At 71.2% G+C, this 23,468-nt stretch carries 21 protein-coding genes, 1 pseudogene and 1 riboswitch; of the genes and pseudogenes, 12 read left to right on the top strand and 10 right to left on the bottom strand.

The window, feature by feature from the left end; translation table 11 throughout:
- Window positions 1-895 (bottom strand): LysR family transcriptional regulator (locus GUY60_RS13710; protein ID WP_161697414.1); only part of this gene is annotated, 895 nt, incomplete at its 3' end.
- A gap of 73 nt (window positions 896-968) precedes the next feature.
- On the opposite strand from GUY60_RS13710, the gene GUY60_RS13705 reads away from it, so the two are divergent.
- Window positions 969-1,937: a DMT family transporter gene (locus GUY60_RS13705; protein ID WP_161697412.1), complete on the top strand. Its 969-nt coding sequence runs from the start codon at window positions 969-971 to the stop codon at window positions 1,935-1,937.
- Window positions 1,938-2,016: 79 nt separating this feature from the next.
- Here GUY60_RS13705 and GUY60_RS13700 read toward each other — a convergent pair whose 3' ends face one another.
- Window positions 2,017-3,348 (bottom strand): aminotransferase class I/II-fold pyridoxal phosphate-dependent enzyme, encoded by a 1,332-nt coding sequence (locus GUY60_RS13700; RefSeq protein WP_161697410.1) that lies wholly within the window; start codon window positions 3,346-3,348, stop codon window positions 2,017-2,019.
- Window positions 3,349-3,371: 23 nt separating this feature from the next.
- Here GUY60_RS13700 and GUY60_RS13695 point away from each other — a divergent pair, with 23 nt between their 5' ends.
- The gene (locus GUY60_RS13695; protein WP_161697408.1) at window positions 3,372-4,055 is read left to right on the top strand and encodes a pyridoxamine 5'-phosphate oxidase family protein; all 684 of its coding nucleotides are present in this window, start codon (window positions 3,372-3,374) and stop codon (window positions 4,053-4,055) included.
- Between the two features lie 136 nt (window positions 4,056-4,191).
- Here the strand turns inward: GUY60_RS13695 and GUY60_RS13690 are convergent, their stop codons facing one another.
- Complete coding sequence (locus GUY60_RS13690) at window positions 4,192-5,247, bottom strand: EamA family transporter (protein ID WP_376771218.1); 1,056 nt, start codon at window positions 5,245-5,247, stop codon at window positions 4,192-4,194.
- A 257-nt stretch (window positions 5,248-5,504) separates the two neighbouring features.
- Entirely contained in the window at window positions 5,505-6,086 is a 582-nt protein-coding gene (locus GUY60_RS13685) for a Clp protease N-terminal domain-containing protein (RefSeq protein ID WP_376771220.1), read from the bottom strand.
- Between the two features lie 560 nt (window positions 6,087-6,646).
- On the opposite strand from GUY60_RS13685, the gene GUY60_RS13680 reads away from it, so the two are divergent.
- Together GUY60_RS13680 and GUY60_RS13675 are read left to right on the top strand one after the other, a co-directional pair.
- Complete coding sequence (locus GUY60_RS13680; protein WP_161697416.1) at window positions 6,647-6,841, top strand: hypothetical protein; 195 nt, start codon at window positions 6,647-6,649, stop codon at window positions 6,839-6,841.
- Window positions 6,842-6,972: 131 nt separating this feature from the next.
- The gene (locus GUY60_RS13675; protein WP_161697404.1) at window positions 6,973-7,401 is read left to right on the top strand and encodes a type II toxin-antitoxin system Rv0910 family toxin; all 429 of its coding nucleotides are present in this window, start codon (window positions 6,973-6,975) and stop codon (window positions 7,399-7,401) included.
- 135 nt (window positions 7,402-7,536) lie between these two features.
- On the opposite strand, the gene GUY60_RS13670 is transcribed toward GUY60_RS13675, so the two are convergent.
- Window positions 7,537-8,181 (bottom strand): PadR family transcriptional regulator, encoded by a 645-nt coding sequence (locus GUY60_RS13670; RefSeq protein ID WP_161697402.1) that lies wholly within the window; start codon window positions 8,179-8,181, stop codon window positions 7,537-7,539.
- Window positions 8,182-8,336: 155 nt separating this feature from the next.
- Here GUY60_RS13670 and GUY60_RS13665 point away from each other — a divergent pair, with 155 nt between their 5' ends.
- A complete protein-coding gene (locus GUY60_RS13665; RefSeq protein ID WP_161697400.1) occupies window positions 8,337-8,981 on the top strand; it encodes a class I SAM-dependent DNA methyltransferase in 645 nt (214 codons plus the stop codon).
- 69 nt (window positions 8,982-9,050) lie between these two features.
- Here the strand turns inward: GUY60_RS13665 and GUY60_RS13660 are convergent, their stop codons facing one another.
- Window positions 9,051-9,965 carry a LysR family transcriptional regulator gene (locus tag GUY60_RS13660; protein ID WP_161697398.1) on the bottom strand — a complete coding sequence of 305 codons (915 nt, stop codon included), beginning with the start codon at window positions 9,963-9,965 and terminating at the stop codon, window positions 9,051-9,053.
- 282 nt (window positions 9,966-10,247) lie between these two features.
- Between GUY60_RS13660 and GUY60_RS13655 the strand changes: the two genes are divergently transcribed.
- From GUY60_RS13655 to GUY60_RS13645, 3 genes are all read left to right on the top strand, one after another.
- Complete coding sequence (locus GUY60_RS13655; protein WP_161697396.1) at window positions 10,248-11,516, top strand: cytochrome ubiquinol oxidase subunit I; 1,269 nt, start codon at window positions 10,248-10,250, stop codon at window positions 11,514-11,516.
- A gap of 31 nt (window positions 11,517-11,547) precedes the next feature.
- Window positions 11,548-12,594, top strand: a complete 1,047-nt coding sequence (locus tag GUY60_RS13650) for a cytochrome d ubiquinol oxidase subunit II (RefSeq protein ID WP_246234932.1) — start codon at window positions 11,548-11,550, stop codon at window positions 12,592-12,594.
- A gap of 144 nt (window positions 12,595-12,738) precedes the next feature.
- The gene (locus GUY60_RS13645) at window positions 12,739-13,548 is read left to right on the top strand and encodes a PhzF family protein (protein ID WP_161697392.1); all 810 of its coding nucleotides are present in this window, start codon (window positions 12,739-12,741) and stop codon (window positions 13,546-13,548) included.
- Window positions 13,549-13,564: 16 nt separating this feature from the next.
- Here the strand turns inward: GUY60_RS13645 and GUY60_RS13640 are convergent, their stop codons facing one another.
- The gene (locus tag GUY60_RS13640) at window positions 13,565-14,368 is read right to left on the bottom strand and encodes a CPBP family intramembrane glutamic endopeptidase (protein ID WP_187370010.1); all 804 of its coding nucleotides are present in this window, start codon (window positions 14,366-14,368) and stop codon (window positions 13,565-13,567) included.
- A 210-nt stretch (window positions 14,369-14,578) separates the two neighbouring features.
- On the opposite strand from GUY60_RS13640, the gene GUY60_RS13635 reads away from it, so the two are divergent.
- Entirely contained in the window at window positions 14,579-16,345 is a 1,767-nt protein-coding gene (locus GUY60_RS13635) for a substrate-binding and VWA domain-containing protein (protein ID WP_161697388.1), read from the top strand.
- 34 nt (window positions 16,346-16,379) lie between these two features.
- On the opposite strand, the gene GUY60_RS13630 is transcribed toward GUY60_RS13635, so the two are convergent.
- Entirely contained in the window at window positions 16,380-17,897 is a 1,518-nt protein-coding gene (locus tag GUY60_RS13630) for a glutamate-cysteine ligase family protein (RefSeq protein ID WP_161697386.1), read from the bottom strand.
- Between the two features lie 494 nt (window positions 17,898-18,391).
- Here GUY60_RS13630 and GUY60_RS13625 point away from each other — a divergent pair, with 494 nt between their 5' ends.
- Both GUY60_RS13625 and GUY60_RS13620 read left to right on the top strand, forming a co-directional pair.
- A complete protein-coding gene (locus GUY60_RS13625; RefSeq protein WP_161697384.1) occupies window positions 18,392-18,979 on the top strand; it encodes a hypothetical protein in 588 nt (195 codons plus the stop codon).
- Between the two features lie 266 nt (window positions 18,980-19,245).
- On the top strand, window positions 19,246-19,452 hold the full coding sequence (locus GUY60_RS13620) for a DUF5999 family protein (protein WP_161697382.1): 207 nt from the start codon (window positions 19,246-19,248) through the stop codon (window positions 19,450-19,452).
- A 102-nt stretch (window positions 19,453-19,554) separates the two neighbouring features.
- Here GUY60_RS13620 and gcvP read toward each other — a convergent pair whose 3' ends face one another.
- Window positions 19,555-22,440 (bottom strand): aminomethyl-transferring glycine dehydrogenase, encoded by a 2,886-nt coding sequence (gene gcvP, locus GUY60_RS13615; RefSeq protein WP_161697380.1) that lies wholly within the window; start codon window positions 22,438-22,440, stop codon window positions 19,555-19,557.
- A gap of 180 nt (window positions 22,441-22,620) precedes the next feature.
- Window positions 22,621-22,726: riboswitch (glycine riboswitch) on the bottom strand.
- 157 nt (window positions 22,727-22,883) lie between these two features.
- Between gcvP and GUY60_RS13610 the strand changes: the two genes are divergently transcribed.
- Window positions 22,884-23,282, top strand: coding sequence for a PRC-barrel domain-containing protein (locus GUY60_RS13610; protein ID WP_161697378.1), 399 nt, complete (start codon window positions 22,884-22,886; stop codon window positions 23,280-23,282).
- Here the strand turns inward: GUY60_RS13610 and GUY60_RS38940 are convergent.
- Window positions 23,177-23,468 (bottom strand): annotated as a pseudogene (locus GUY60_RS38940) (DNA polymerase IV); the annotation flags it as partial. The gene GUY60_RS13610 and the pseudogene GUY60_RS38940 overlap by 106 nt on opposite strands.

Here is a 23,468-nt window from a genome sequence, read left to right as displayed (position 1 = left end):
CCCGCTCCCCCGCCGCCTGAAGTGCCGTGACCGCGGCCCGGATCGACGGTCTTCGGTCGGCGTCCGCGCGCCACACCGCGTACACATGGCGCCGCACGCCCTGCCGTACCGGCACCACACTCACGTCGTCGGGCAGTCGGCCCCGGCCGAGGCGTGGGGTGATGCAGACGCCCAACCCGGCGGCCACCAGCGCGAGTTGAGTGTGGTGCTCCTCCGCGTAGTGACAGATGCGGGGCTCGATGTCCTGGGCGCGCAGGGTGTACAGCAGCCAGTCCGCGCAGTACGCGCCCTCGGGCCAGGTGATCCAGTCCTCCTCGGCGAGCTCCTCGAGCGCGATCTCGGCGCGGTCCGCGAGCGGGTGGTCCTTGGGCAGCACGATGTCCGCCGGATCGTCGAGGAGCGGGGCCTTGGCGAGGCCTTCGGGGACCGGCAGCGGTTTGTTGTACCAGTCGAGGACCACGGCCAGGTCGAGGTCGCCTCGGAACACGGCGGCGGCACCCTCCTCCGGCTCCAACTCCCGCGACCGCACCCGCAGTCCGGGGTGCTCGTCGCGCAGCGCCACCAGCGCGTGCGGGAACAGGCCGCGCGCGGCGGTCGGGAACGCGGCGATCCGCAGCTCCCCGACGGCCTGGCCGCGCTGCGCCTCCAGGTCGGACTGGGCCAGCTCGACCTGGGACAGGATGCGACCCGCGTGGTCGGCGAGCAGCCGCCCGGCGTCGGTGAGGCGGACACCCCGGCCGTACTTGGCGAGCAGTTGCTGGCCCACCTCGCGCTCCAGCTTGGTCATCTGCTGGGAGACGGCCGAGGTCGTCACATGCAGACAGGTGGCGGCCTGGCTGACCGAACCGTGCCGGGCCAGGGCGTCCAGCGTGCGGAGGCGCTCCAGATTCAACATGTAAGCAATGCTACGCGATTGACCCCAATAAATCTCGCTTGTACTTAGAGAAAGCCTCGGCCATCGTGAGGCCATGGCCTCCGTCAGCACGCCCAGCGACACCGCACCCACCGACTCGCCCCCACTCCCGGACCCCGGCCACCCCTCGGCCGCCCCTTCGCCGCGGCGCGCCCTCGACTGGCGCATCCGCTTCGGCGCCCTCTCCCTGGTCTGGGGCTTCAGTTTCCTGCTCATCAAGGTGGGTACGCACGGCTTCGCGCCGTTCCAAGTCACCTTCGGGCGGCTGCTGTTCGGTACGGCGGTGCTGGGTGTGGCGCTCGCGGTCAAGCGGGAGCGGCTGCCGCGCGGGGTGCGCACGTGGGGTCATCTGGCGGTCGCCGCGTTCCTGCTCAACGCGCTGCCGTTCTCCCTGTTCGCGTACGCGGAGCTGACCGTTCCGTCGACGCTCGCGGGCATCTGCAACGCCACTTCGCCGCTGTGGGGCATGGTGCTGTCGCTCGTCGCGCTCTCCGAGGACCGGCCGACCCGGCGCCGCGTCGCGGGGCTCGGCCTCGGCTTCCTCGGGGTGCTCACCGTCCTGGGTGCCTGGCAGGGCTTCCACGGCCTGGACGCGGGCGGCACGACCATGGCGCTGCTCGCCTCGCTCAGCTACCCGGTCGGCTGGATCTACGTACGCCGCACCCTGGCGGGCAACGCGCACTCGCACCTCTCCCTGACGGGCGCCCAGTTGCTCCTCGCGACGGCCCAACTGGCCGTGGTCACCCCGCTGTTCACGTCACTGCCGACGAGCCTGCCACTCGTCCCGCTGCTCGCGGTCGTCGCCCTGGGGGCGCTCGGCACCGGCCTGGCCGTCCTGCTCCAGTACGGGCTTGTCGCCGAGGTGGGGCCGACGACGGCACAGATGGTCACGTATTTCATCCCGGTCATCGCCACGGCCGCGGGCGTGGCGGTACTCGGCGAACCGCTCGCCTGGTCGACACCGGTGGGCGCCCTCATCGTGATCGCGGGTGCGGCGCTCACCCAGTCGCGGGCGAGACGGTAGAGGTTCCGACGGGCACCGGCCAGCCCCAACCGGCTTCCGCGCAACGGCCGTCGGGGCACGGTTCCGGTGCGGCCGCCGCTCACCCGTAGCGCCGCACCGAACCCGGCCCGACCGCGGCGGCCACCGCGTCGGCGATGGCCTCGATCTCGTCGGGGGCGAGCGCCGACACGGTGATCCGCACGCCGGGCGCGCTCCGCATGCGGAAGCGGGCGCCGGGCGCGACGGCCCAGCCCGCGTGCAGCAGGCGCGCGACGGCGCCCGTCTCGTCGGCGACCGGCACCCAGACGTTCATGCCGGTCCGGCCGTGCGCCTCGACCCCGCGGGCCGCGAGCGCGTCGATGAGGGCCTGGCGCCGACGGCCGTACGAATCGGCCACCACGCGCGCGTCCACCGCCTTTTCGGACCAGAGGCGCACCACCGCGTACTGGAGCAGCCGGCTCACCCAGCCAGGCCCGAGGCGCTGTCGGCCGCGCACCCGGTCCAGGGTCACGGCGTCCCCGGTCAGTACGGCGAGACGCAGGTCGGGGCCGTACGCCTTGGCCGTCGAACGCACCACGGCCCAGCGGTCGGTGACCCCGGCGAGCGGGTGCAGCGGCACGTCCACGATGTGGTGGCCGTGATCGTCCTCGACGAGCAGCACCTGCGGGTACCCGGCGAGCACCGACCGCAGGGCACGCGCGCGTGCGGCACTCACCGCCGCGCCGGTCGGGTTCTGCGCCCGGTCGGTCACCACGAGCGCGCGGGCGCCGTCCCGCAGGGCCCCGTCGACGGCGTCGGGCAGCGGCCCCTCGTCGTCCACGCCCACCGGGACCGCACGCAGCCCGAGGGCCGGGACGAGGTCGAGCAGGCTGCCCCAGCCCGGGTCCTCCACGGCGACCGCGTCGCCCGGCTTGAGGTGTGCCGCGAGGACCCGCTCGATGGCGTCGAGCGAGCCGGAGGCCACCGCGACCGGCCCGTCCGGCACCCCGTCGGCGTCGAAGCCCGCTCGGGCCAGGCGCACCAATTCGGGCTCCACCGCGGCGTCCCCGTACAGCACGGGGCTGCGGTCGCCGCGTTCCGCCGCCGCGGTGAGCGCGGCGACCAGGGAGGGCAGCAGGGCGCGGTCGGGGTTGCCGGTGGACACGTCGCGCACGCCGTCCGGCACGTCGACGCCGATGGCGTCCCGGTCGGCGCTGGCGGGCCGCGCGCGGACGCGGCTGCCTCTGCGCCCGGACGTCTCGATGACGCCGCGTTCGCGCAGGGTGCGGTACGCGGCAGCGACCGTATTGGGATTCACGCTTAGGTCGACCGCCAACTCCCGCATGGGTGGAAGCAGTTGACCAGGCGCGAGCGAGCCGTCCGCGACCCCGCGCTCCACGCAGGCGGCAATCTCGGCTGCACGTCGTCCAGTGATCCGATACTCTCCTAGCACAAACAAGATTATGCACTAGTGCAATGGAGATCGCAATGTCTGTGCCGTCGACCCCGGCCCCGTACACCCCCACCGACCGCACCGTTCCCACGCGCTCCGCCGACCGCGCGGCGTACGACAGGGAGACGGTGCATTCGATACTCGACGCGAGCTACCTGTGCCATCTGGGCTTCGTGCGCGACGGCGCTCCGGTGGTGCTGCCGACGCTGTACGGGCGGGTGGGCGAGCACCTCTATGTGCACGGTTCCACGGGTTCGCGGCCGTTGCGGATGGCGGGGCAGCAGGATCTGGGGCTGCCGGTGTGCCTGACCGTGACGCATGTCGACGGCCTCGTCCTGGCGAAGTCCGCGTTCCACCACTCGATGAACTACCGCTCCGTCGTGGTCCACGGCATCGCCCACCAGGTGACGGACCCGGACGAGAAGCGCATGGCTCTGGACGCGCTTGTCGACCATGTGGTGCCCGGCCGCGCCGCCGACTCGCGCCCGGCCAACACCAAGGAACTCGCCGCCACCGCCGTGCTCCGCCTCGACCTGGCCGAGGTCTCGGCGAAGGCCCGCACCGGCGGCCCCAACGACGACCCGGAGGACCAGGACCTGCCGTACTGGTCCGGTGTCGTCCCGGTCGCCCCCGCGCACGGCGCCCCGATCCCGGCGGACGACCTGGCCCCCGACATCGAGCTGCCGGACTACCTGCGGACGCTCTGAACCACTTCTGAGCGACTCCTGAAGCACTGCGGCGACCCGCGACCGGGCGAAATCCGTCACCACGCGCGCGTGGACCGTCCCTACACACGCGTGAACCGTCACCACGCGCGCGTGGTGACGGTCCGGTCGCGGCGCCTCAGGCAGACGTACGGGAGGTCGACAACTCCCCGTCCCGGTCGGGCATTCCGCCCGCCACCGGATCGGGCCCGCCCTTGGCCGGGCGGGAGCTCTGGGCGATGAAGGCACCCGCGAGCACCATCGCGCCGCCAATGAGCTGCGGCGCGGCCAGGTGCTCACCGAGCATGATCCAGGCGAGGACGGTAGCGACGACCGCCTCAAGGAAGGCGACCACTCCGGCGACCTGCGGGGAGAGCCTGCGCACGGACAGGACCCCGCTGCCGTACGCGAGCACCGTGGCGATGAGCACGATCCAGCCGAGCAGCAGCAGTCCGGGTACGGAGGTGCCGTCCATGTCGGCGCGGCCGGTGAGCACCGACCAGTCCATGGTCCAGGGCCGGGCGACGACGGTGAGGACGACGGCGCCGATGAGCAGCCCGTAGGCGATGACGCCGAGCGGATTCGGGGCCTCCGCACCCGCGTCGCTGCCGTGGTCGCCGAGGATGAAGTACCCGGCCTGGCAGACCGCGGCACCCAGGGCGAGGAGCACGCCGAGCACGTCGAAGCGCATGCCCGCCCACACCTCGACGACGCAGGCGAGTCCGGCGACGGCGAGCACGACTCCGATCGCGGCGGCCCGGGTGACCGGGCGGCGCTGCACGAAGCGGATCCAGCCGAGCACGATCGCGGGGCCGAGGTACTCGATCAGCAGCGCGACGCCGACGGGGATACGGGAGATCGCCACGAAGTAGCAGGTCTGCACGCCCGCGACGGCGAGCAGGCCGAACCCGGCGAGCAGGGCCGGCCGGTTCACCACGAGCGCCCGGTGGCGCCAGGCGAGCGGAAGCATGACCAGGGCGGCTCCGGCGATCCTGAGCCAGACCACATGCAGCGGGTCGAGCCCGGCCTCGATCAGCGGTTTGGCGGCGACGCCCGAACCACCGAACGCGAACGCCGAGACGAGCGCGAGGCCGAGGCCCGCGCCGCGACCGCCGCCCGCTCCCTTACCCGCACTGCCACGGCCACCCGGACCTGCCGGGTTCCCCTGGATCTCCTGAGACGTAGACACCGGCACATCATGACAGTCTCCGTAATGAGCGTCACCACGGATACCCCTGACATCTCAGTGCGCGAGACGGCGCGAATTCGGCGTGCTGCGGCTGCCCTTGCGAGAGGGTCGGGGGCATGGCGATCGATCCCGCCGCGCCTGCTGCGGCGCACTCCCGGATACGGGTACCGGTGCCGGTACCGGTACCTGTGTGGATGCGCTCCGGGCACCTTCGGTGCGCACCGGCCGCCTTCCCGCGGGACCCGGCTGCGCGAAAACCGCCACTACGCGCGTGGCGCGCCCTGACCGAGGTCCGTCCCGAAGCCCGTCCCGAAGTCAGCCCCGGAATCCGTCCCCCGCTCCGCCCTGGCGGCAAGCGCCTCGCGGTCGACTCCCGCGCGGTGCAGCACTTCCGCCGCCCGGCACCGCGGATCGCACGCGAGGGCAGCGAGCAGGTCCACGCCGGTGGTCCGCGGCTCGCCCCTGCGTACGGACCGGGCGAGCGCCGCCTCCATCGCGGTGGCCGCGGCCGGGGACCAGCCCGCGGCGTCCCGTACGACCGGTACGGCGCCGGAGTCCTCGACCGAGCCCTGCCAGCGCAGCCCGTACCCGATGCTGCGCTGCACGAGGTAGCCGAGCAGCCGGGCCACCTGGCCGCCGCCGTCGAAGAGTTCGCGTACCGCCGGATCGGCTTCGAGCAGGGAGTGCAGGAGGTGGGCGGTGTCGATGTGCCGGTCGCCGTCGCGTACCGCGCGTCTGCGCGCACCGGCGACCACCGACGTCAGTTCGGCGCTGAACCGGTCGTCGGCGGCTGTCGCGGTCGGGCCGGTCCGGGCGGCCGGGGCGGAGCTGTGCACAACCCCCACCCCATCAGCCACACGGAGTCGTAGCATCGCCACGGGGGAGCATTTCCGCGTCCGACACAGGTTGGGCATGCATGTACGGGTTCTCCTCCTTACGGATGAGATCCGCCCTTCCGCCCCGAGGGGCGCGCGCCGCCTTGCTTCGCTCCCCCAGCGCAACCATGCCCCGCCGAAAGTCGTCACACGGGACAGCCGCACCACTGTCGACGACCCGCGCACCATCCGCGTACGCCTCAACTACACACCGCCCAGGACGGTTCAGCACAGCCCGGCGCACCGCTCCCTCACCGGCCAAGGAACCCGCCATGTCCTCCGCCTCGTACGGCACCTCCCGTGCCGCGGCGACGCGCGCCCGGGACGCCGACGCGGACTGGGACAGGGGCAGGGACAGCGGCTTGGACAGGGACAGCGGCTGGAACACGGACCGGCACACGGCGTACTCCACAGCCTGGGACGACGGCCGGCACGACGGCCGGCACGACGAGTGGATCGACGACTGGGACACGGACTGGGACGCGGACGGGGACGCGGACTCGGACGACGCCGAGTACGGCTGCTGGCTCGTGGCCCTGATGGCGGTCGACGGCAAGTGCTACGTGTACCGGGTGTACGCGCCACCGGACGCCCTGCTCGGGGACCTCTTCTGGGAGGCCTGGCACAGCCACGACGAGGGGCCGTTCCCGCGCGCGTACGACCTCTTCGACACGGCGGCGATACGCCACATCGGCAATCTGCACCAGGAGCAGGACCAGCTCTGAGCCGGACGCACTGAACAGGTCCCGACAGCTTCTGACGGGTCGTCAGTCTTGTAACTTGCGGGCCCCGACGCTACGTTCCGCGACACACCGGCTGCGTCCGCCGCAGCGCCTGACGAGAGGGGTGGTCGCACATGGCCGAAGTCACCGCCGAAGCACGTATCGAGGCGCCCGCCGAGAAAGTCTGGTCGAAGCTCACGGACTTCTCCGTGTTCGGCGAGTGGAGCGCGACCCACACCGGCTTCCCGAAGGGGGCGCCGACCTCGCTGGAACAGGGCGGCACGTTCGAGGAGAACATGAAGTTGATGGGCTTCCCCGCGGAGGTCACCTGGACCGTCGAGGAACTGGAGCCGGGCCGGACGCTCGCCATCCGCGGCAAGGGCCCGATGGGCGTCACGGTCGGTACGCGCTACTCGGTGACGCCCGACGGGGACGGCACGAAGGTGCGTATCGACGGCGAGTTCACGGGCGCCGCGGTGTCCCTGATGGCGGGCAAGCTCAAGGACTCGGCGACGGCGGCGCTCAACGAGTCGCTCCGCAAGCTGGACGGCCTGGTGGCCTGAGCCCTCGCCGTACGAAACATCGCCTTACGACGCCTCGCCGTACGACGCGAAGCGGCGGCGCTCCTCACCTGGGGTGAGGGGCGCCGCCGCGCGCGTGCGGCCTGCCGTGACCCGGGGGTCGACGGCACGGCCGGCTCAGCCCTCATCGGCGAGGATCAGATACAACTTCTTACGAGCGTCGTTGACCACCGCGAGCGCCTTCTGCCGCTGGTCGGCCGAGCCGGTCTTCCAGACCTGGCCGAACGCTTCCATCAGCCCGAAACCGGCCTGCCGGATCTCGTTCACCGACTCCCAGTCGACACCGCGACCGGCGTCCTCCCAGGGTGCGTCGGGACCTTCTTCGGCGGCGCTCGTGCCCGCCTCGGTGAGCGCGAAAAGCTTCTTGCCGCCCTCGGTCTCGCTGACGATCAGGCCCTCGTCCTCCAGGAGTTGGAGGGTCGGGTACACCGATCCGGGGCTGGGCTTCCACGCCCCGCCGCTGCGCTCGGCGATCTCCTGGATCATCTCGTAGCCGTGCATCGGCCGGTCCTTGAGGAGCGCCAGGATCGACGCACGTACGTCACCACGCCGCGCCCTGCCGCGCCCGCCGCCACGACCCCGGCCGCCCCAGGGGCCGCCCGGCCCGCCGGGTCCGCCGAAGCCGGGCCCGAAGGGACCGAAGGCCGCGCGGCGCCCCTCGAACCCGCCGAAGCCACCGCGCCCGCCGCCTTCCTCGCCGGGGCCCCAGGGGCCGCGACGGTGTCCGTGCTCATGTCCGTGTCCATGTCCGTGGGAACGCATGGAAACCACTTCCTTCTGTTCGTTGCGTTTCTCTGATTTGCCGCGAGGGCGGAACGAAAAGGCAGATCGTTGATCCATCACGTTCCTATCGCGATGCCTCAACGATATATCGGCACTGTTCGCCTGGCAAGGCCACTGCACTACTCTCTCGGGCCATGGACACGGACCGCTGGCTGGCAGACACCCGGACCTCCTACGACACGGTCGCGGTCAGCTACGCCGACCGGATACGTGACGCTCTGGGCCGGGAGCCGTACCTTCGGGCGGCTCTGGCGGTGTTCGCCGACTCGGTGCGGGCCGCCGGCGGCGGGCCGGTGGCGGACGTGGGCTGCGGACCTGGGCATGTCACCGCGCACCTGCACGAGTTGGGGGTCGACGCGTTCGGCATCGACCTTTCATCCGTGATGGTCGACGTGGCTCGGCGTGACCACCCCGGCCTGCGGTTCGAGGTGGGCTCGATGACGGACCTGGACCTCGCCGACGCTTCACTGGTCGGCCTGATCGCCTTCTGGTCGTTGATCCACGTCCCCGACGAAGCGGTCCCCACCGTCCTGCGCCACTTCCGGCGCGTGTTGCGCCCCGGCGGACCACTGGTGCTCGGCTTCCACGTCGGCGATGAGTCGAGGCTGAAGACGCAGGGCTACGGCGGCCACCCGATGAACGTCCACGTTCACCGCCGCCAGCCCGACCAAGTCGCGACCTGGCTACGCGATACGGGGTTCACCGTCGAGGCTCACCTGCTGCTCGACCTCGACGAGCCTGTTCCAGGGGCGGTCCTCTTCGCACGCCGCCAGCTTTAGAGGACGCCTCCCCCAGCCGCTTCAGCGGTCCGGCCGCGGCCCGACGCCTTGACGTACTCGAAACCGGAGCTACAGCGAATCCCGCCCGCCCGGCACCCGGTGCCCCATGAACGGCCGGCTCATCGTGAACTCCCGGAATTTCAGGGCGGCTTCAGACAGGTACGCCTCCCGGTTCCACACCAGCGTGAGCACCCGGTGGCAGTCGGGGGCGGCCACGCGCACCCAGGCGACCGGCACGCGGGTCTCCGTGCCGGACAGCCGGGAGATGGTGGGGATGAGGCCGATGCCGAGGCCCGCGCTGATCATGTCCTGACTGGCACCCGGCTCGTCGCCCTCGCAGGACAGCTGCGGCGTGAGCCCCTCGGCGGCGAACAGCCGGTCGAGCAGGGCGCGTTGCCAGTTCCCGGGGCGTGTGGTGACGAAGGGCTCGTCGGCGAGTTCCGCGATCGTGACGCTCTCCCGGCCGTCGAGCCGGTGTCCGGGCGGCACGGCGAGCAGCACCTCCTCGCGGGCGAGCTCGACCGAGGCGAGGTTCGCGCCGGTCAGCGGCTGCGAGGCGACACAGAAGTCGACCTCGCCGACGCGGAGTCGGCGGTCCATCTCGCGCACGTTCGACTGGTGGAGGCGTACGTCGGCACTCGGGTACGCGGCCCGGAAGCCGCCGAGGAGATGGGTGACCGTGAGAAGCGTCTCGGAGGCGACCCCGACCCGACCGAGCCCCGTGTCGCGGGCGTCGCGCAGCGCCCGGCAGCCGTCGTCCAACTCCCGTAGGGCGCGGTCGACATGGCGCAGGAACATCGCGCCGTGCTGGTTGAGCCGGATACGGCGGCCCTGCCGGTCGAAGAGAGGCATCCCGAGGTCGGCCTCCAGGCGCGCGATGGTGCGGCTCAGGGATGGCTGGGCGACGCGCAGCTCCTCGGCGGCTCGGCTGATGTGCTCGTAACGGGCGACGGCCTGGAAGTAGCGCAACTGGAGAAGATCCACGGTCCCACCTTGACCCACGCGGCGACCACGATGGCCACGGCCCCCGACCGCAATCACCGACCGCGATCACCGGGCGCGCCCATGATCCCCGCTCATGCCTCTCCAGGCATCTTCACATAGCAGAACCGGTCTTGGATCGCATAAGCGTTTCTCCCTAACGTCGTCTCCGGAGCCGAAGCACGGGGCACCCACCGGGCCGCCCGCACGGGCACCCGCACCGGGTCACCCCGCCGAAGGCCACCCCGTATCAACCGAATCCCCCACCCAACCCGGAGAGCCCTCATGACCGCTGCGGATCTGGCCCGGCTCCAGTTCGCGGCCACGACCGGTATCCACTGGTTGTTCGTCGTCCTCACCATGGGCCTCGTCCCGCTGGTGGCGGCTCTGCACACCAGGGCCGCGTACACCCGGGACCCCGCGAGGCGAGCCGTCCGGGAGCGTATGACGCGCTTCTGGGGTCAGCTCTACGTCATCAACTACGCGGTGGGCATCGCCACCGGGCTCGTCATGGAGTTCCAGTTCGGGCTCAACTGGAGCGGACTGAGCAAGTACGCGGGGAACGTGTTCGGCGCCCCGCTGGCCCTCGAAACGCTCATCGCGTTCTTCGCCGAGTCCACCTTCCTCGGCATGTGGATCTTCGGCTGGGGACGGCTGCGCACGGGCGTGCACGTCACGCTGATCTGGCTGGTCGCGCTGACCGCGTACGCCTCCGCGTACTGGATCATGGTCGCCAACGGCTTCATGCAGCATCCCGTCGGCCATCAAGTCCGGGACGGCGTCGCCTACTTGACCGACTTCGGTGCGCAGCTCACCAACCCCAGCGCCCTGGTCGCGCTCGGCCATGTCGCGCTCGGCGCGCTCACCACGGGCGGGGTCTTCGTCGCCGGGATCAGCGCCTGGCACTTCGCCCGGGGCACCGGGGAGCCCGAACTGTTCCGGGGGTCGCTGCGCCTCGGGGTGTGGGTGAGCATGCTCGCCTCGTTCTTCGTCGTGGTCGTCGGCGAACTGCAGATGCCGGTACTGGAACGGACCCAGCCCATGAAGGTCGCGGTCCTGACCGGCGACGGCGTCGCCGCACTGCAGGAACAGCTGGTCAGAGAGCACGGCCCCGGCGACTACGTGCCCTGGCAGGACACCCTGCGGATCTCCATGGACGCGATGACCCTGATCGGCAACACGGTCTCCACGGTCACGCTCGTCGCCGTCATCCTGCTGCGGAAGGACCGCCTGGTGCGGTGGCGGCCGCTCGCATATCTGATGACGGCGATGATCCCGCTGCCGTTCCTCGCCTCGGTGGCCGGCTGGATCGTCCGCGAGGTGGGGCGCCAACCCTGGCTCATCTACGGGGAGTTGACGGTCGAGGACGCGCTCTCCCACGTCGGTACGGGCGCGCTGACCGTGTCCTGCGCCGTGTTCATCGCCGTCTTCCTCGGCCTGGCGGTGACGAACTGGACCCTCATCACCCGCTTCGCCCGCCGCGGCCCGTCCGCGACCCAGCTCGGTACGACGGACCCGGCCGAGCCGGAACGTCCGACGGTCCCCTCCTACTGACGCATGACGCACGACGCACGACGAATCACGAATGACGAAGAGGTTGAGCGAGATGAGCCTGGAGACCCTCTGGCTGGCCCTGCTCGGCCTGCTGCTCGCCGGGTACTTCGTACTCGGCGGATACGACTACGGCGTACAGCTGCTGCACCCGCTGCTCGACGGCGAGCAGCAGGAACGGAACGGACTCGCGCCCCGCAACACCGCACTCGACGCCATAGCCCCCTTCTTCCTCGGGAACGAGGTCTGGCTCGTCGCCTTCGCCGGGGTCATGTTCGGGGCCTTCCCGCACCTCGAAGGCACGTTGCTGTCCGGCCTCCACCCGCTGATCGTGGCGATCCTGGCCGGCCTGGTCCTCGGCAACGCCGCGATCCAGCTGCGCCGCCGCACCCCGAGCGCCCGCGCGCAGCGCAGGTGGGGCGCCCTGATCGTGTGCGGCGGCGCGCTCCCCTCCCTGTGCTGGGGTCTGGTCATCGGGCTGCTCCTGTACGGGGTGCCGCGGCGGGCGGACGGGTCGTTCCACATCGGCCCCGGCGACGTGCTCACACCGTTCGTGCTCGCCTGCGGAGCGACCACGGCCCTGCTGTTCGCGGCGCACGGCGCGGCCTTCGTCGCCCTGCGCTCCGCACCCCAACAGGCCGCCAGGGCAGGTCAGTTGGGTACCGCGCTCCTGAACGCGACCGGAGCGGTCGCACTGCTGCCGCTGCTCCTCACCCTGTTCGGCGCGGGCCCCACGATGACCAACCCGCGCACCGCCGCCGCCCTCACCGCCCTGCTCGCGGCAGCGCTCTGCGGCGCCCGGTGGTGGCTCGTACGCGGGCGCCACGGCCGGGCGTTCGCGGCCACGTGCTGCGCGACGGCCCTGCCCGTACCGCTGCTCGGCGCGGGCCACCACCCGTACGTGCTGATCACCCCGTCGGGCACCGGCCTCACCGTCGAGCACGCCGTGACGGACAGCGCCACACTGCACCTCCTCAGCGCCTTCGGGGTCGTACTGGTCCCGGTGATCCTCGCCTACCAGGCCTGGAGCTGGTGGGCCTTCCGCGGCCGCACGAGCCACCGCCACGCCGACTACTTCTGAGCACGGACCCAGCTGCTTCCGCGTACGGACCCAGCGGCTTCCGCGTACGGACCAGCGGCCCCCGGCCAGCGGCCCTGAGGAATCGGTCCACCGACCCCCGATTGGCCTTGGCCCGCCCCCGCACGTGGCCCTTAGCGTCGAGGCATGCGTATACGAATCGTCGACGCCTTCACCGACCGTCCCTTCGCCGGCAACCCGGCCGGGGTGCTGCTCCTCGACGCCTTCCCGGCCGACGACTGGCTGCAGCAGGTGGCCATGGAGGTCAACCAGGCCGAGACCGCCTTCGCCCACCCGCTCCCCGAGGGCGGCGCCGCCGACTGGGCGCTGCGCTGGTTCACCCCCGCCGCCGAGGTCGACCTGTGCGGCCACGCCACCCTCGCCACCGCCCACGTCCTGCACGCCACCGGTACGGCCCGCGGGCCCGTGCGGTTCGCGACGCGCTCCGGGGTGCTCACCGCCACGGCGCACGACGACGGTTCGATCACCCTCGACTTCCCCACCGCGCCGCTCACCGAAGTACCCGTCGACGCGCGCGTCGCCGCGGCCCTCGGCGCGGAGCCGAAGGCGGCCTTCGACACCGGGCCGCAGGTCGGCGACCTCCTCGTGGAGCTGGCCGACGAGGACGCGGTGCGTGGCCTCACCCCTGACCACAGGGCGCTCGTCGCGCACTCGAAGCGCGGCATCATCGCCACCGCGCGGGCCCAGGACCCCACCCGCGGCTACGACTTCGTGTCCCGCGGCTTCTTCCCCCGTATCGGCATCGACGAGGACCCCGTCACCGGCAGCGCGCACACCGCCCTCGCCCCGTACTGGTCCGAGCGGCTCGGCCGGGACGAGCTGACCGGCCTCCAGGCGTCACCGCGCTCCGGTGTCGTACGGACCACGCTGCGCGGCGAGCGCACCCTGCTCACCGGGCGCGCGGTGACCGTCATCGAGGGCGAACTGCACGCCTGACAGCGGCCGCCGGGGCTCAGGCGGTCGGCAGCCACCCCACCTTGCCGGCAAGCAGCGCGTACCCCACGAACGCGCCGACGTCGAGCAGGGTGTGGGCGACGACGAGCGGACCGACCCGGCCCCAACGCCGGTACAGGTAGACGAAGACGACGCCCATCACCATGTTCCCGATGAACCCGCCGATGCCCTGATACAGGTGGTAAGAGCCGCGCAGCACCGAACTCGCCGCGAGCGAGGCCGTCGGCGACCAGCCCAACTGGTCGAGCCTGCGCAGCAGATAGCCGACCACGATGACCTCTTCGAGGATCGAGTTCTGCGCGGCCGACAGGACAAGCACCGGGAACTTCCACCACACGTCGGGCAACGCCTCCGGCACCACCGTGAGGTTGAAGCCGAAGCCGCGCGCCGCCAGATAGAAGGCGATCCCGGCGCTGCCGATCCCGGCGGCGATCAACGCCCCGCGCGCCAGGTCCTCCAGCCACGGCCGACCCCGGTCGAAACCGATCGCGCGCAGCCCCGCCCCTTCGCGTACGAGCAGATGCGCGACGAGCGCGACCGGCACCAGAGCGGTGCTGATACCGAACAGCTGCCAGGCGAGATCAAGCCAGGGGCGTCCGGGCGCCGCCGAGGCGTTGAGAGTGGCGGCCTGGTCCTTCAACCCGCCTGGTTTGGTGACCGATCCGACAAAGCTGATCAGCGCGGACACTCCGCTCGCGCCGAGCGAGAGCGCGAGGACGAGCAGCGTCTCGTCCCGGAAGATCCGTCTTGTCGGCCGCTCCTGAGGAAAAGAACCGGCCACCGGTCCCACTTCCGACTGCACACCTGCCTCCATCTGTTCATTCCCGCCGCATCCCCATCCTCGCCCCGCTAGGGTCTCGAATGCAGGTACGAAGATCGCGTGCGACCGGCCGAGGGGGAGAGTACGCCGCAGCGGGGCGTACCACCGCCGTCGTACACCTACTCGCTCAAGCCTCACGTACGCGTTCAAGGCTCACGTACTCGCCAAGGCTCAAGGAGGGGCAGCACCGCCATGGGACGTCACAACTCACCCGAACCGCCCGCGACGGACGAGCCGCAGTCGCGTGCTCGCGGCCGTCGCCGCACCGTGGCCATCGCCACCGTGCTGGTGCTCGGCGTGGCGACGGGCGTGGGCGTCGCGGCCCGCGGCGGGCTGCTCGACTTCACCGGCTCCTGCGAGGACGACGCCATCAAGGTCGACGTGGTCGCGTCCCCGGACATCGCCCCGGCCCTGACCGAGGCGGCACAGGCCGCCCGCGACCGCGACGTCACCTCGGACGGCCGCTGTCTGAACGTACGCGTGACGGCGCAGGACGCCTACAAGGTCGCGGACTCCCTGCGCACCGAGGGCCGCCCGGACTTCGAGGTGTGGGTGCCCGACTCCGACCTGTGGGTGGACCGCGCGGGCCTCGGCGACAGTGATGTGGCGCTGACCCCGGCCGGGAACATCGCCTCCTCGCCGGTGACCATGGGCATGGTGCCGTCGGCCGCCGAGTCGATCGGCTGGCCGAAGAAGCGGTACTCCTGGGCCGAGTTGACCGCTCTCGCCACCAAGGGCGACAAGCTCCGCCTCGGTGCGGCCGACCCGGCGCGCAGCGCCAGCGGGCTGCTCGCGCTGACGAAGATCGGCGCGTCCGCCGCCAAGGCCGACGACCCGGAGAGCGACACCCAGGTGGCCGCCACCGCGAAGATCCTGTCCCAGCGGATCGCGGACAGCGACTCCCGCGCCCTGGAGACGGTGGCCCGCGACGGCTCCGGCACCGAACAGGGCAACCCCCGGCGCAACCAGGCGCTGATCGTCTCCGAGCAGGCCGCGTTCACGCACAACGCCGACGCGGGCGACGAGGGCAAGCTGGACCTCTTCTACCCGAAGGACGGGGCGCCGCAGCTCGACTATCCGTTCACCCTCGTCGACGAACCGCGCATGAGCACCGACGAGAGCCGGGCCGCGCTGCGCTTCATGACGCTGCTCGGCGAGAAGGACAGCCGCGGCCTGCTGCAGAAGCACGGGTTCCGCTCCGGCTCCGATGACCCGGCCATGAAGCTGGTGACCGCCGCGGGCGGCCGCGAGCCCCAGCCGTACGCGGAGGGCACGGCGGAGCCGCCGGCCCCCAAGGACATCCAGTCGACCCTCGGCATGTGGACCATCACCGTGCAGAGCGCCCGGCTCACCACGATCGTCGACGTCTCCAACTCCATGGGCGAACTGGTCCCGAGCCGCGGCCAGTCCCGCCTCGAAGTCACCAAGGCGTCGCTGGTGCAGGCCCTTTCACAGTTCACACCCGAGGACGAGATCGGCCTCTGGGAGTTCGCCACGCTCCTCGACGGCACCCGCGACTACCGCAAGCTGGTGGAGACCCGCCGCCTCGGCGACAGCCTCGGCAAGGGCACCACCCAGCGGGAACGCCTCACCGCGGCATACGGCGCGCTGCGCCCCAAGCCCGGCTTCACCGGCCTGTACGACACGTCGCTCGCCGCGTTCAAGGACGCCCAGAAGACGTACGCGAAGGGCAAGTTCAACGCCCTGGTGATCCTCACCGACGGCGCCAACCAGGACCCGGGCTCCCTCACCCGCAGCGCCCTGGTCAGCGAACTCAAGCGGCTCGCCGACCCGAAGCGCCCCGTACCGCTCATCGCGATAGCGGTCGGCCCGGACGCCGACAAGGACGAGGTCAAGGAGATCGCGGAGGCCACGGGCGGCTCCGGCTACCAGATCGACGACCCGGCCCAGATGCAGGACGTCATCCTCAAGGCGATCATCGCGGCGGGCGGCAACTAGCCGCTGTCCGCGACCAGTTGAGGAACCATCAGCACTAAGAAGCGAGCGCGTCCGGTACGAGCCCCACCGGCCAGGTGTGCACCGGCTCCCCCGTCTCCGTCAGCTCGCAGTACCGGCGCGTGGTCGCGGCGAGCGCCTCCTCGCGCGACAACCCGCCGCGCACCGCCCGGTGGTACGTCGCCGCCTGCCAGGACGCGCCGTTCACCCGCCGCGCGCACCGCTCCTCGATCACGCCCAGGTACAGATCCCGGTCGCCCGGCGCCACCCCCCACGCGTCGAGCCCAGCGGCGGCCAACGGCAACAGCTCCTCCTGTACGAGCTCCACCGCCGGCACCCGACGCGTACCGGCGAACCTCCCGGCCCGCGGCCACTCCAACTCGGCGTCGATGCCGTACCGGCAGGCCGCGTCGAAGTTCCGGGCGGCCGCGGCGAACGGCAGCCTGGTCCACACCGGGCGCGCGTCCTCGGCGAGCGCCCTGACCAGGCCGTAGTAGAACGCCGCGTTGGCGATCACATCGGTGACCGTCGGCCCGGCCGGCAACACCCGGTTCTCGACGCGCAGATGCGGCACCCCGTCCACGACGCCGTACACCGGGCGGTTCCAGCGGTACACCGTGCCGTTGTGCAGGGTGAGCTCCGCGAGGCTCGGCACTCCGCCCTCGTCGAGCACCCGCAGCGCGTCCTCGTCGTCGCAGATCGGCAGCAGCGGCGGGAAGTACCGCAGGTTCTCCTCGAACAGGTCGTACGCCGAGGAGATCCACCGCTCCCCGAACCAGGTGCGCGGCCGCACCCCCTGCGCCTGGAGCTCCGGCGGCCGGGTGTCCGTGGACTGGAGGAACAGCGGCGGCCTCGACTCGCGCCACAGCTCGTGCCCGAACAGGAACGGCGCGTTGGCGCCGAGCGCGATCTGCACCCCGGCCACCGCCTGCGCCGCGTTCCACACGTCAGCGAACCGGTCCGGGGTCACCTGGAGGTGCAACTGCACGGACGTGCACGCCGCTTCGGGCGCTATCGACGCCGAGGTGCACACCAGCCGCTCCACGCCCTCGATGTCCAACGTGAAATGTTCGCCGCGGGCGGCCACCATCTGGTCGTTGAGCAGCGTGTACCGCTCCACCGCGGAAAGGTTCGCGGAGACCAGGTCGTCCTGGCCGAGCGTCGGCAGAATTCCGATCATGACGATCCCGGCGGCGACCTCGTTGGCCTTTCGATGCGCATAGCCGAGACCGGTACGGAGCTCCTCGGCGAGCTGGTCGAAAACACGGCCGCCGAGCCGGTGCGGGGCAATGTTCACTTCCAGGTTGAACAGTGCGAGTTCGGTCTGGAAATCCCCGCTCGCGATCCGTTCGAGCACCTCCGCATTCAACATTCTGGGCAGGCCGTCGGGCCCCACGAGATTCAACTCGATCTCCATGCCCATCAGATTCCGCGGCCGGTCGAACCGTTCCTCCTCCAACAGCCTGCGCAGCGCGGCCAGACACTCCTTGAGCTTCTTTCGGTACCGCTGCCGATCGGCCAGGTCGAACGCGCCGGCCGCGACCTTCTCCCCCATCGAAGTGCCCCTCCTCGATCGGGCAGCCCACCGCTCATGCCGCTGCGTCACGGAGGATGATGCCCAGGCAATGTGATCGATAACGCCCCGCACATGCCCGCGAGCCACTACGCTCAATCCTGTCTCCGCCCGGCACATTCACGGGGCATGCACCTCTTGGCAGTTGCTGTCGATACATACCTGGTGAAAAACGCCGACGAAAACAGGCCGACCGCTCGTACCACGAACGACAAGGTCACGGGGATACGGCAGCGGAGTATCGGGAGAAACCCCTTCAACGGCCCGTCCGAATAAGGCCTTGCTCGCATTACCGGGGTCCGGTAGATGAAACAACGACGGAAGTCGCGTCGTATAAACTCCGCACTCGAGCCGGAGAGTTGGCCGCCGGGACTTCGGCCCCCGCCCCTCTGGCCCCCAGTGCTGACAGCGCCGTCCGCATCTGTTCCCGCGCACCACCGCGCCACCCCAGCCTGTCGAACGAGAGGCGACCCATCATGCCGCTGCACGTCCTCCCGGCTCCCGCGCCCGCCCTGCGCAGCGTCCTCGCGGCCCTCGGTTCACCCACCGCCGTACGCGAAGCACGCACCCCGTCCCTGCGCACCGCCCAGGGACCCACGAGCCCCGAACTGCCGCTCCCCGTCCATGTGTTGGACCCGGTCACCCCACTCGACGGCCGACCGCGCACCCACCTGGACGGCTGGCGGTTCCTGATCCGCGGCGGCGGACGCTCCCTGGCAGCGGGCGACACCGTGCTCACCCCGGACGGCTGGACGTTCTCGCACTTCTTCGAGGGCCCGTACCTCACCTCCACCGAGCGCGCCCTGCGCCAGGCCGAAGCCCTGCCCACGCCGTACCAGCCCCGGCTGCTCTCGGTCCCTGAGCTGTACATGCTCACGCTGTGGCTGCACGGCGACCTCGACGCCGACCCGGCCGAGGGCACGCCCCTCGCCACCGATCTCCTTGTACCGCTGGCCCCGGCGCCGCCCGGCATCGCCGCGCACCGGCCGCACCGCGTCGCGGATCTGCTGCCCGTCCTCACACACCGGCTCGCCCCGGCCCCGCTGCTCGGCTCGCCCGCCTGACCGACGGCGCCCGCACTCCGGCCGTCCATCCGGACTAGCCCCATCCGGCCACCCCGAACCACCCGAAGAGACAGCGGAGTTGGCTGAACCGTCCGCACGGGTGACGGGTTCTGCTCCAGTGTGGAGCGCTGGCGCCAAATCCCTGCGGAATCACGTCTGTAGGGCAACACTTGGATCGGACCGACACACAAACGGGGGGCGGCATGAACACCGCAGCGAGTCGCAGGACACCGATCCCACCCACGACACAGCGAAAGAACACACCCATGTGCCAGCACCAGCCACCTTGCCCCTCAGCCGACTCCGCCGACCGGGAGGCCGCCCTGCTCGTGGCGCACCACCCGGAGCAGGGCTGGAGCCTGCTGTGCAACGGCGTCCTGCTTTTCGAGGACACCGGTGAGCTGCTGCCGGACGGGCAGATCATCGCCCCGCACCGGCCCCTCGCCACCGACCAGGTGGTGCGCGCCGCCTAGCGGACCGATGGAGCACAACGGGCCGGCCCGGAGATCACCTCTCCGAACCGGCCCTTTTTTGCGCTAAGTCACCCGTAACCGAGGGCGTACCTGATGGGCTTCTCAGCCCTCGTACGCGTCGATCGGCGGGCAGGAGCAGACCAGGTTGCGGTCGCCGAAGGCCTGGTCGATACGGCGGACCGGCGGCCAGTACTTGTCCGCGGCCTCCACACCGCCCGGGAAGGCGGCCTCCTCACGGCTGTACGCGTGCTCCCAGTCACCGGCGAGTACGGCCGCGGTGTGCGGCGCGTTCCGCAGCGGGTTGTCCTCGGCGGGCCACTCGCCGGAGCCGACCTTCTCGATCTCGGCCCGAATGGCGATCATCGCGGCGCAGAACCGGTCGAGCTCCGCCAGGTCCTCGCTCTCGGTCGGCTCGATCATCAGCGTGCCGGCCACCGGGAACGACATGGTCGGCGCGTGGAAGCCGTAGTCGATGAGCCGCTTGGCGAGGTCGTCGACGGTGACACCGGTGGCCTTCGTCAGCGGCCGGATGTCGATGATGCACTCGTGCGCGACGAGGTTGCCGGGGCCGGTGTACAGCACCGGGAAGTGCGGCTCCAGGCGCTTGGCGATGTAGTTGGCGCCGAGCACCGCGACCTGCGTGGCGCGCTTGAGGCCCTCGCCGCCCATCAGCCGGACGTACGACCATGAGATCGGCAGGATGCCGGCGGAGCCGAACGGCGCCGCCGAGATCGGCCCGACCCCGGTCTCAGGACCCGCGGCGGGCTGCAGCGGGTGGTTGGGCAGATACGGCGCGAGGTGCTCACGCACACCGACCGGACCGACACCGGGGCCACCGCCACCGTGCGGGATGCAGAACGTCTTGTGCAGGTTCAGGTGCGACACGTCGCCGCCGAACCGGCCCGGCTTGGCAAGCCCCACAAGGGCGTTGAGGTTGGCGCCGTCCACGTACACCTGGCCGCCCGCGTCGTGCACCTGCGCGCAGATGTCGGCGACGTGCTCCTCGAAGACACCGTGCGTCGACGGGTACGTGATCATCAGCACGGAGAGCTCGTCGCGGTGCTTCTCGATCTTGGCACGCAGGTCCTCGACGTCGATCTCACCGTCGTCGGCGGTCTTCACGACCACGACCTTCATGCCGGCCATCACGGCGCTCGCGGCGTTCGTACCGTGCGCGGAGGACGGGATGAGGCAGATGGTGCGCTGCTCGTCGCCGTTCGCGCGGTGGTAGCCGCGCACCGCGAGCAGTCCGGCCAGCTCGCCCTGCGAACCGGCGTTGGGCTGCAGCGACACCTTGTCGTACCCGGTGACCTCGGCGAGCCGCTCCTCCAGCTCACGGATCAGCGTCAGGTAACCCTGCGCCTGCCCGGCGGGCACGAAGGGGTGCAGCGCGCCGAACTCGGGCCAGGTGACGGCCTCCATCTCGGTGGTCGCGTTCAGCTTCATGGTGCAGGAGCCGAGCGGGATCATGCCGCGGTCGAGCGCGTAGTCCCGGTCGGAGAGGCGGCGCAGGTAGCGCAGCATCGCCGTCTCGGAGCGGTACTGGTGGAAGACCGGGTGCGTCAGGTACGCGTCCTCGCGCAGCAGCCCGCCGGGCAGGGTGTCGGCGACACCGGAGTCGAGCGCCTCGATGTCCGCCTCGACCCCGAACGCCGCCCAGACCGCGGCCAGTTGGGCCCGCGTCGTGGTCTCGTCGCAGGCCATCGAAACCTGGTCGTTGTCCACAAGGTGCAGGTTGACGCCCCGCTCACGCGCGGCGGCGACCACCTCCGCGGCCCGGCCGGGCACCCGCACGGTCAGGGTGTCGAAGTACGAGCCGTGCACGACCTCGACACCACCGGCCGTGAGGCCCTCGGCGAGGATCGTGGCGTACCGGTGCGTGCGCAGCGCGATGTCCTTCAGGCCCTGCGGCCCGTGGTACACCGCGTACATCCCGGCCATCACGGCGAGCAGCACCTGCGCCGTACAGATGTTGCTGGTCGCCTTCTCCCGGCGGATGTGCTGCTCACGGGTCTGCAGCGCCAGGCGGTACGCCTTGTTCCCGTCCGCGTCGACGGAGACACCGACGAGCCGGCCCGGCAGGCTGCGCGCGAACTTCTCCCGCACCGCCATGTATCCGGCGTGCGGCCCGCCGAAGCCCATCGGCACACCGAAGCGCTGCGTCGTACCGACCGCGATGTCCGCACCCAGCTCACCCGGCGAGGTCAGCAGCGTCAGCGCGAGCAGGTCGGCGGAGACGGTGACGATCGCGCCGAGCTCGTGCGCCTGCTCTATGACGGGCTTCAGGTCGCGCACGGCACCGGAGGCACCCGGGTACTGCAGCAGCACGCCGAAGACGCCGCGCTCGGCCACCTCCGCCGGGATGCCCTGCGACAGGTCGGCGACGACGACCTCGACACCGGTCGGCTCGGCGCGCGTCTCGATCACGGCGATCGTCTGCGGCAGCGCGTCCGCGTCGATCAGGAACACACCGTCCTTGACCTTGCCGACCCGGCGCGAGAGCGCCATCGCCTCGGCGGCCGCGGTGCCCTCGTCGAGCAGCGAGGCACCGGAGGTGGGCAGCCCGGTCAGATCGGCCACGACCGTCTGGAAGTTCAGCAGCGCCTCGAGCCGCCCCTGCGAGATCTCCGGCTGGTACGGGGTGTACGCCGTGTACCAGGCCGGGTTCTCCATGACGTTGCGCAGGATCACGGGCGGCGTGAACGTGCCGTAGTAGCCGAGCCCGATCATCGGCGCGAGGACCTCGTTACGGTCGGCGAACGACCGCAGTTCGGCGAGGACCTCGGCCTCGGTGCGCTCACCGGGCAGGTTCAGGGCCTCGGCGCTCTTGATCACGTCCGGCACCGCGGCGGCGGTCAGCTCGTCGAGCGAGCCGTACCCGACCTGGGCGAGCATCTTGGCGCGGGCCTCGGCGTCAGGGCCGATGTGGCGCTGCTCGAAGGGGATGCCACGCTCCAGCTGGGAGAGCGGAATACGAGGGGCGTTCATTGCGGAGGCCTCCTGGTCTGTACGACCTACGAGGGGCACCACGGCGCGGGTACCCGGACGGCCTCCCCCTCTGTCATCTCAACCTGAGAGTTTCACCGGACCGCCCGCTCGCGCGCGACCCGGCTTTCACCGTCGGTGAGAGCGGAAGCCGTCGACGCCCGCCCTGCTTTCCAGAGTGACCTCGTCCGTGCGGTACAGGTGCCTGAGAGATTCCGGGGAGGATTTGCTCCTTCGGCGCCTCCGGTCAGCGTCTTCGTCGACCGGAGAGCTCTCCCGCACGGGGTCAGCAGCCGTGGCCAGCCTACCAGCGCACATGTGCGCGACGGCCGGGAGAGCCCACCCGACCGAACCCCCGGGACCGACATCGGGAACTCGAGTGGCCTTCACCGTAAAACTGCTCTTTCGTAGTGGATACGGATGAGTTGCGACCTTCTGGAGGGACCGTGCAGACCGATGTGGATCCGCGGAGCCTGATCGGCCGCAAGGCGTTCGACCGCCACGGCTCCAAGCTGGGCACGGTGGACGAGGTCTATCTCGACGACGCCACCGGCATCGCCGAGTGGGCGGCGATACGCACCGGCCTCTTCAGTCGGGACGCCTTCGTCCCCCTGGAACCCAGCGAACTCGTCGAGGGAACGCTGCACGTCCCCTTCGAGCGCGCCCTGATCAAGGACGCCCCCGACTTCGGCGTCGGCCGCCACCTCTCACCCGAGCAGGAGCTGCAGCTCTACCACCACTACGGGATCGATGTCTCAGGCCCGCCGGACCCGCCGGACAGCGCGCCCCCGGACCGCGACTTCGGCCGTATCGCGGGCTCCGACGACCCCGACGCCCCGTCCTGACCGCCCGCACCCGGCACCCGCTCCGGCGCCGCCTCCGGCCCGTCCACCAGCGGCAACGGCTCCCCCGTTGACAACTCCGGATCGTCACCGCGGAAGGTCCGCACCCGCCCCGGCGCGGACGTCGGCGTCTCGAAGCGCACCGTCACCCGGCCAAGCCCGCTGCCCTGCACCCACCCCGGCCCGTAC

It is taken from the genome of Streptomyces boluensis, from assembly GCF_009908195.1.
Lineage (GTDB): Bacteria > Actinomycetota > Actinomycetes > Streptomycetales > Streptomycetaceae > Streptomyces > Streptomyces boluensis.
The sequence above is the reverse complement of the archived record's forward strand: the minus strand, read 5'-3'. Positions and strand labels throughout refer to the sequence as shown.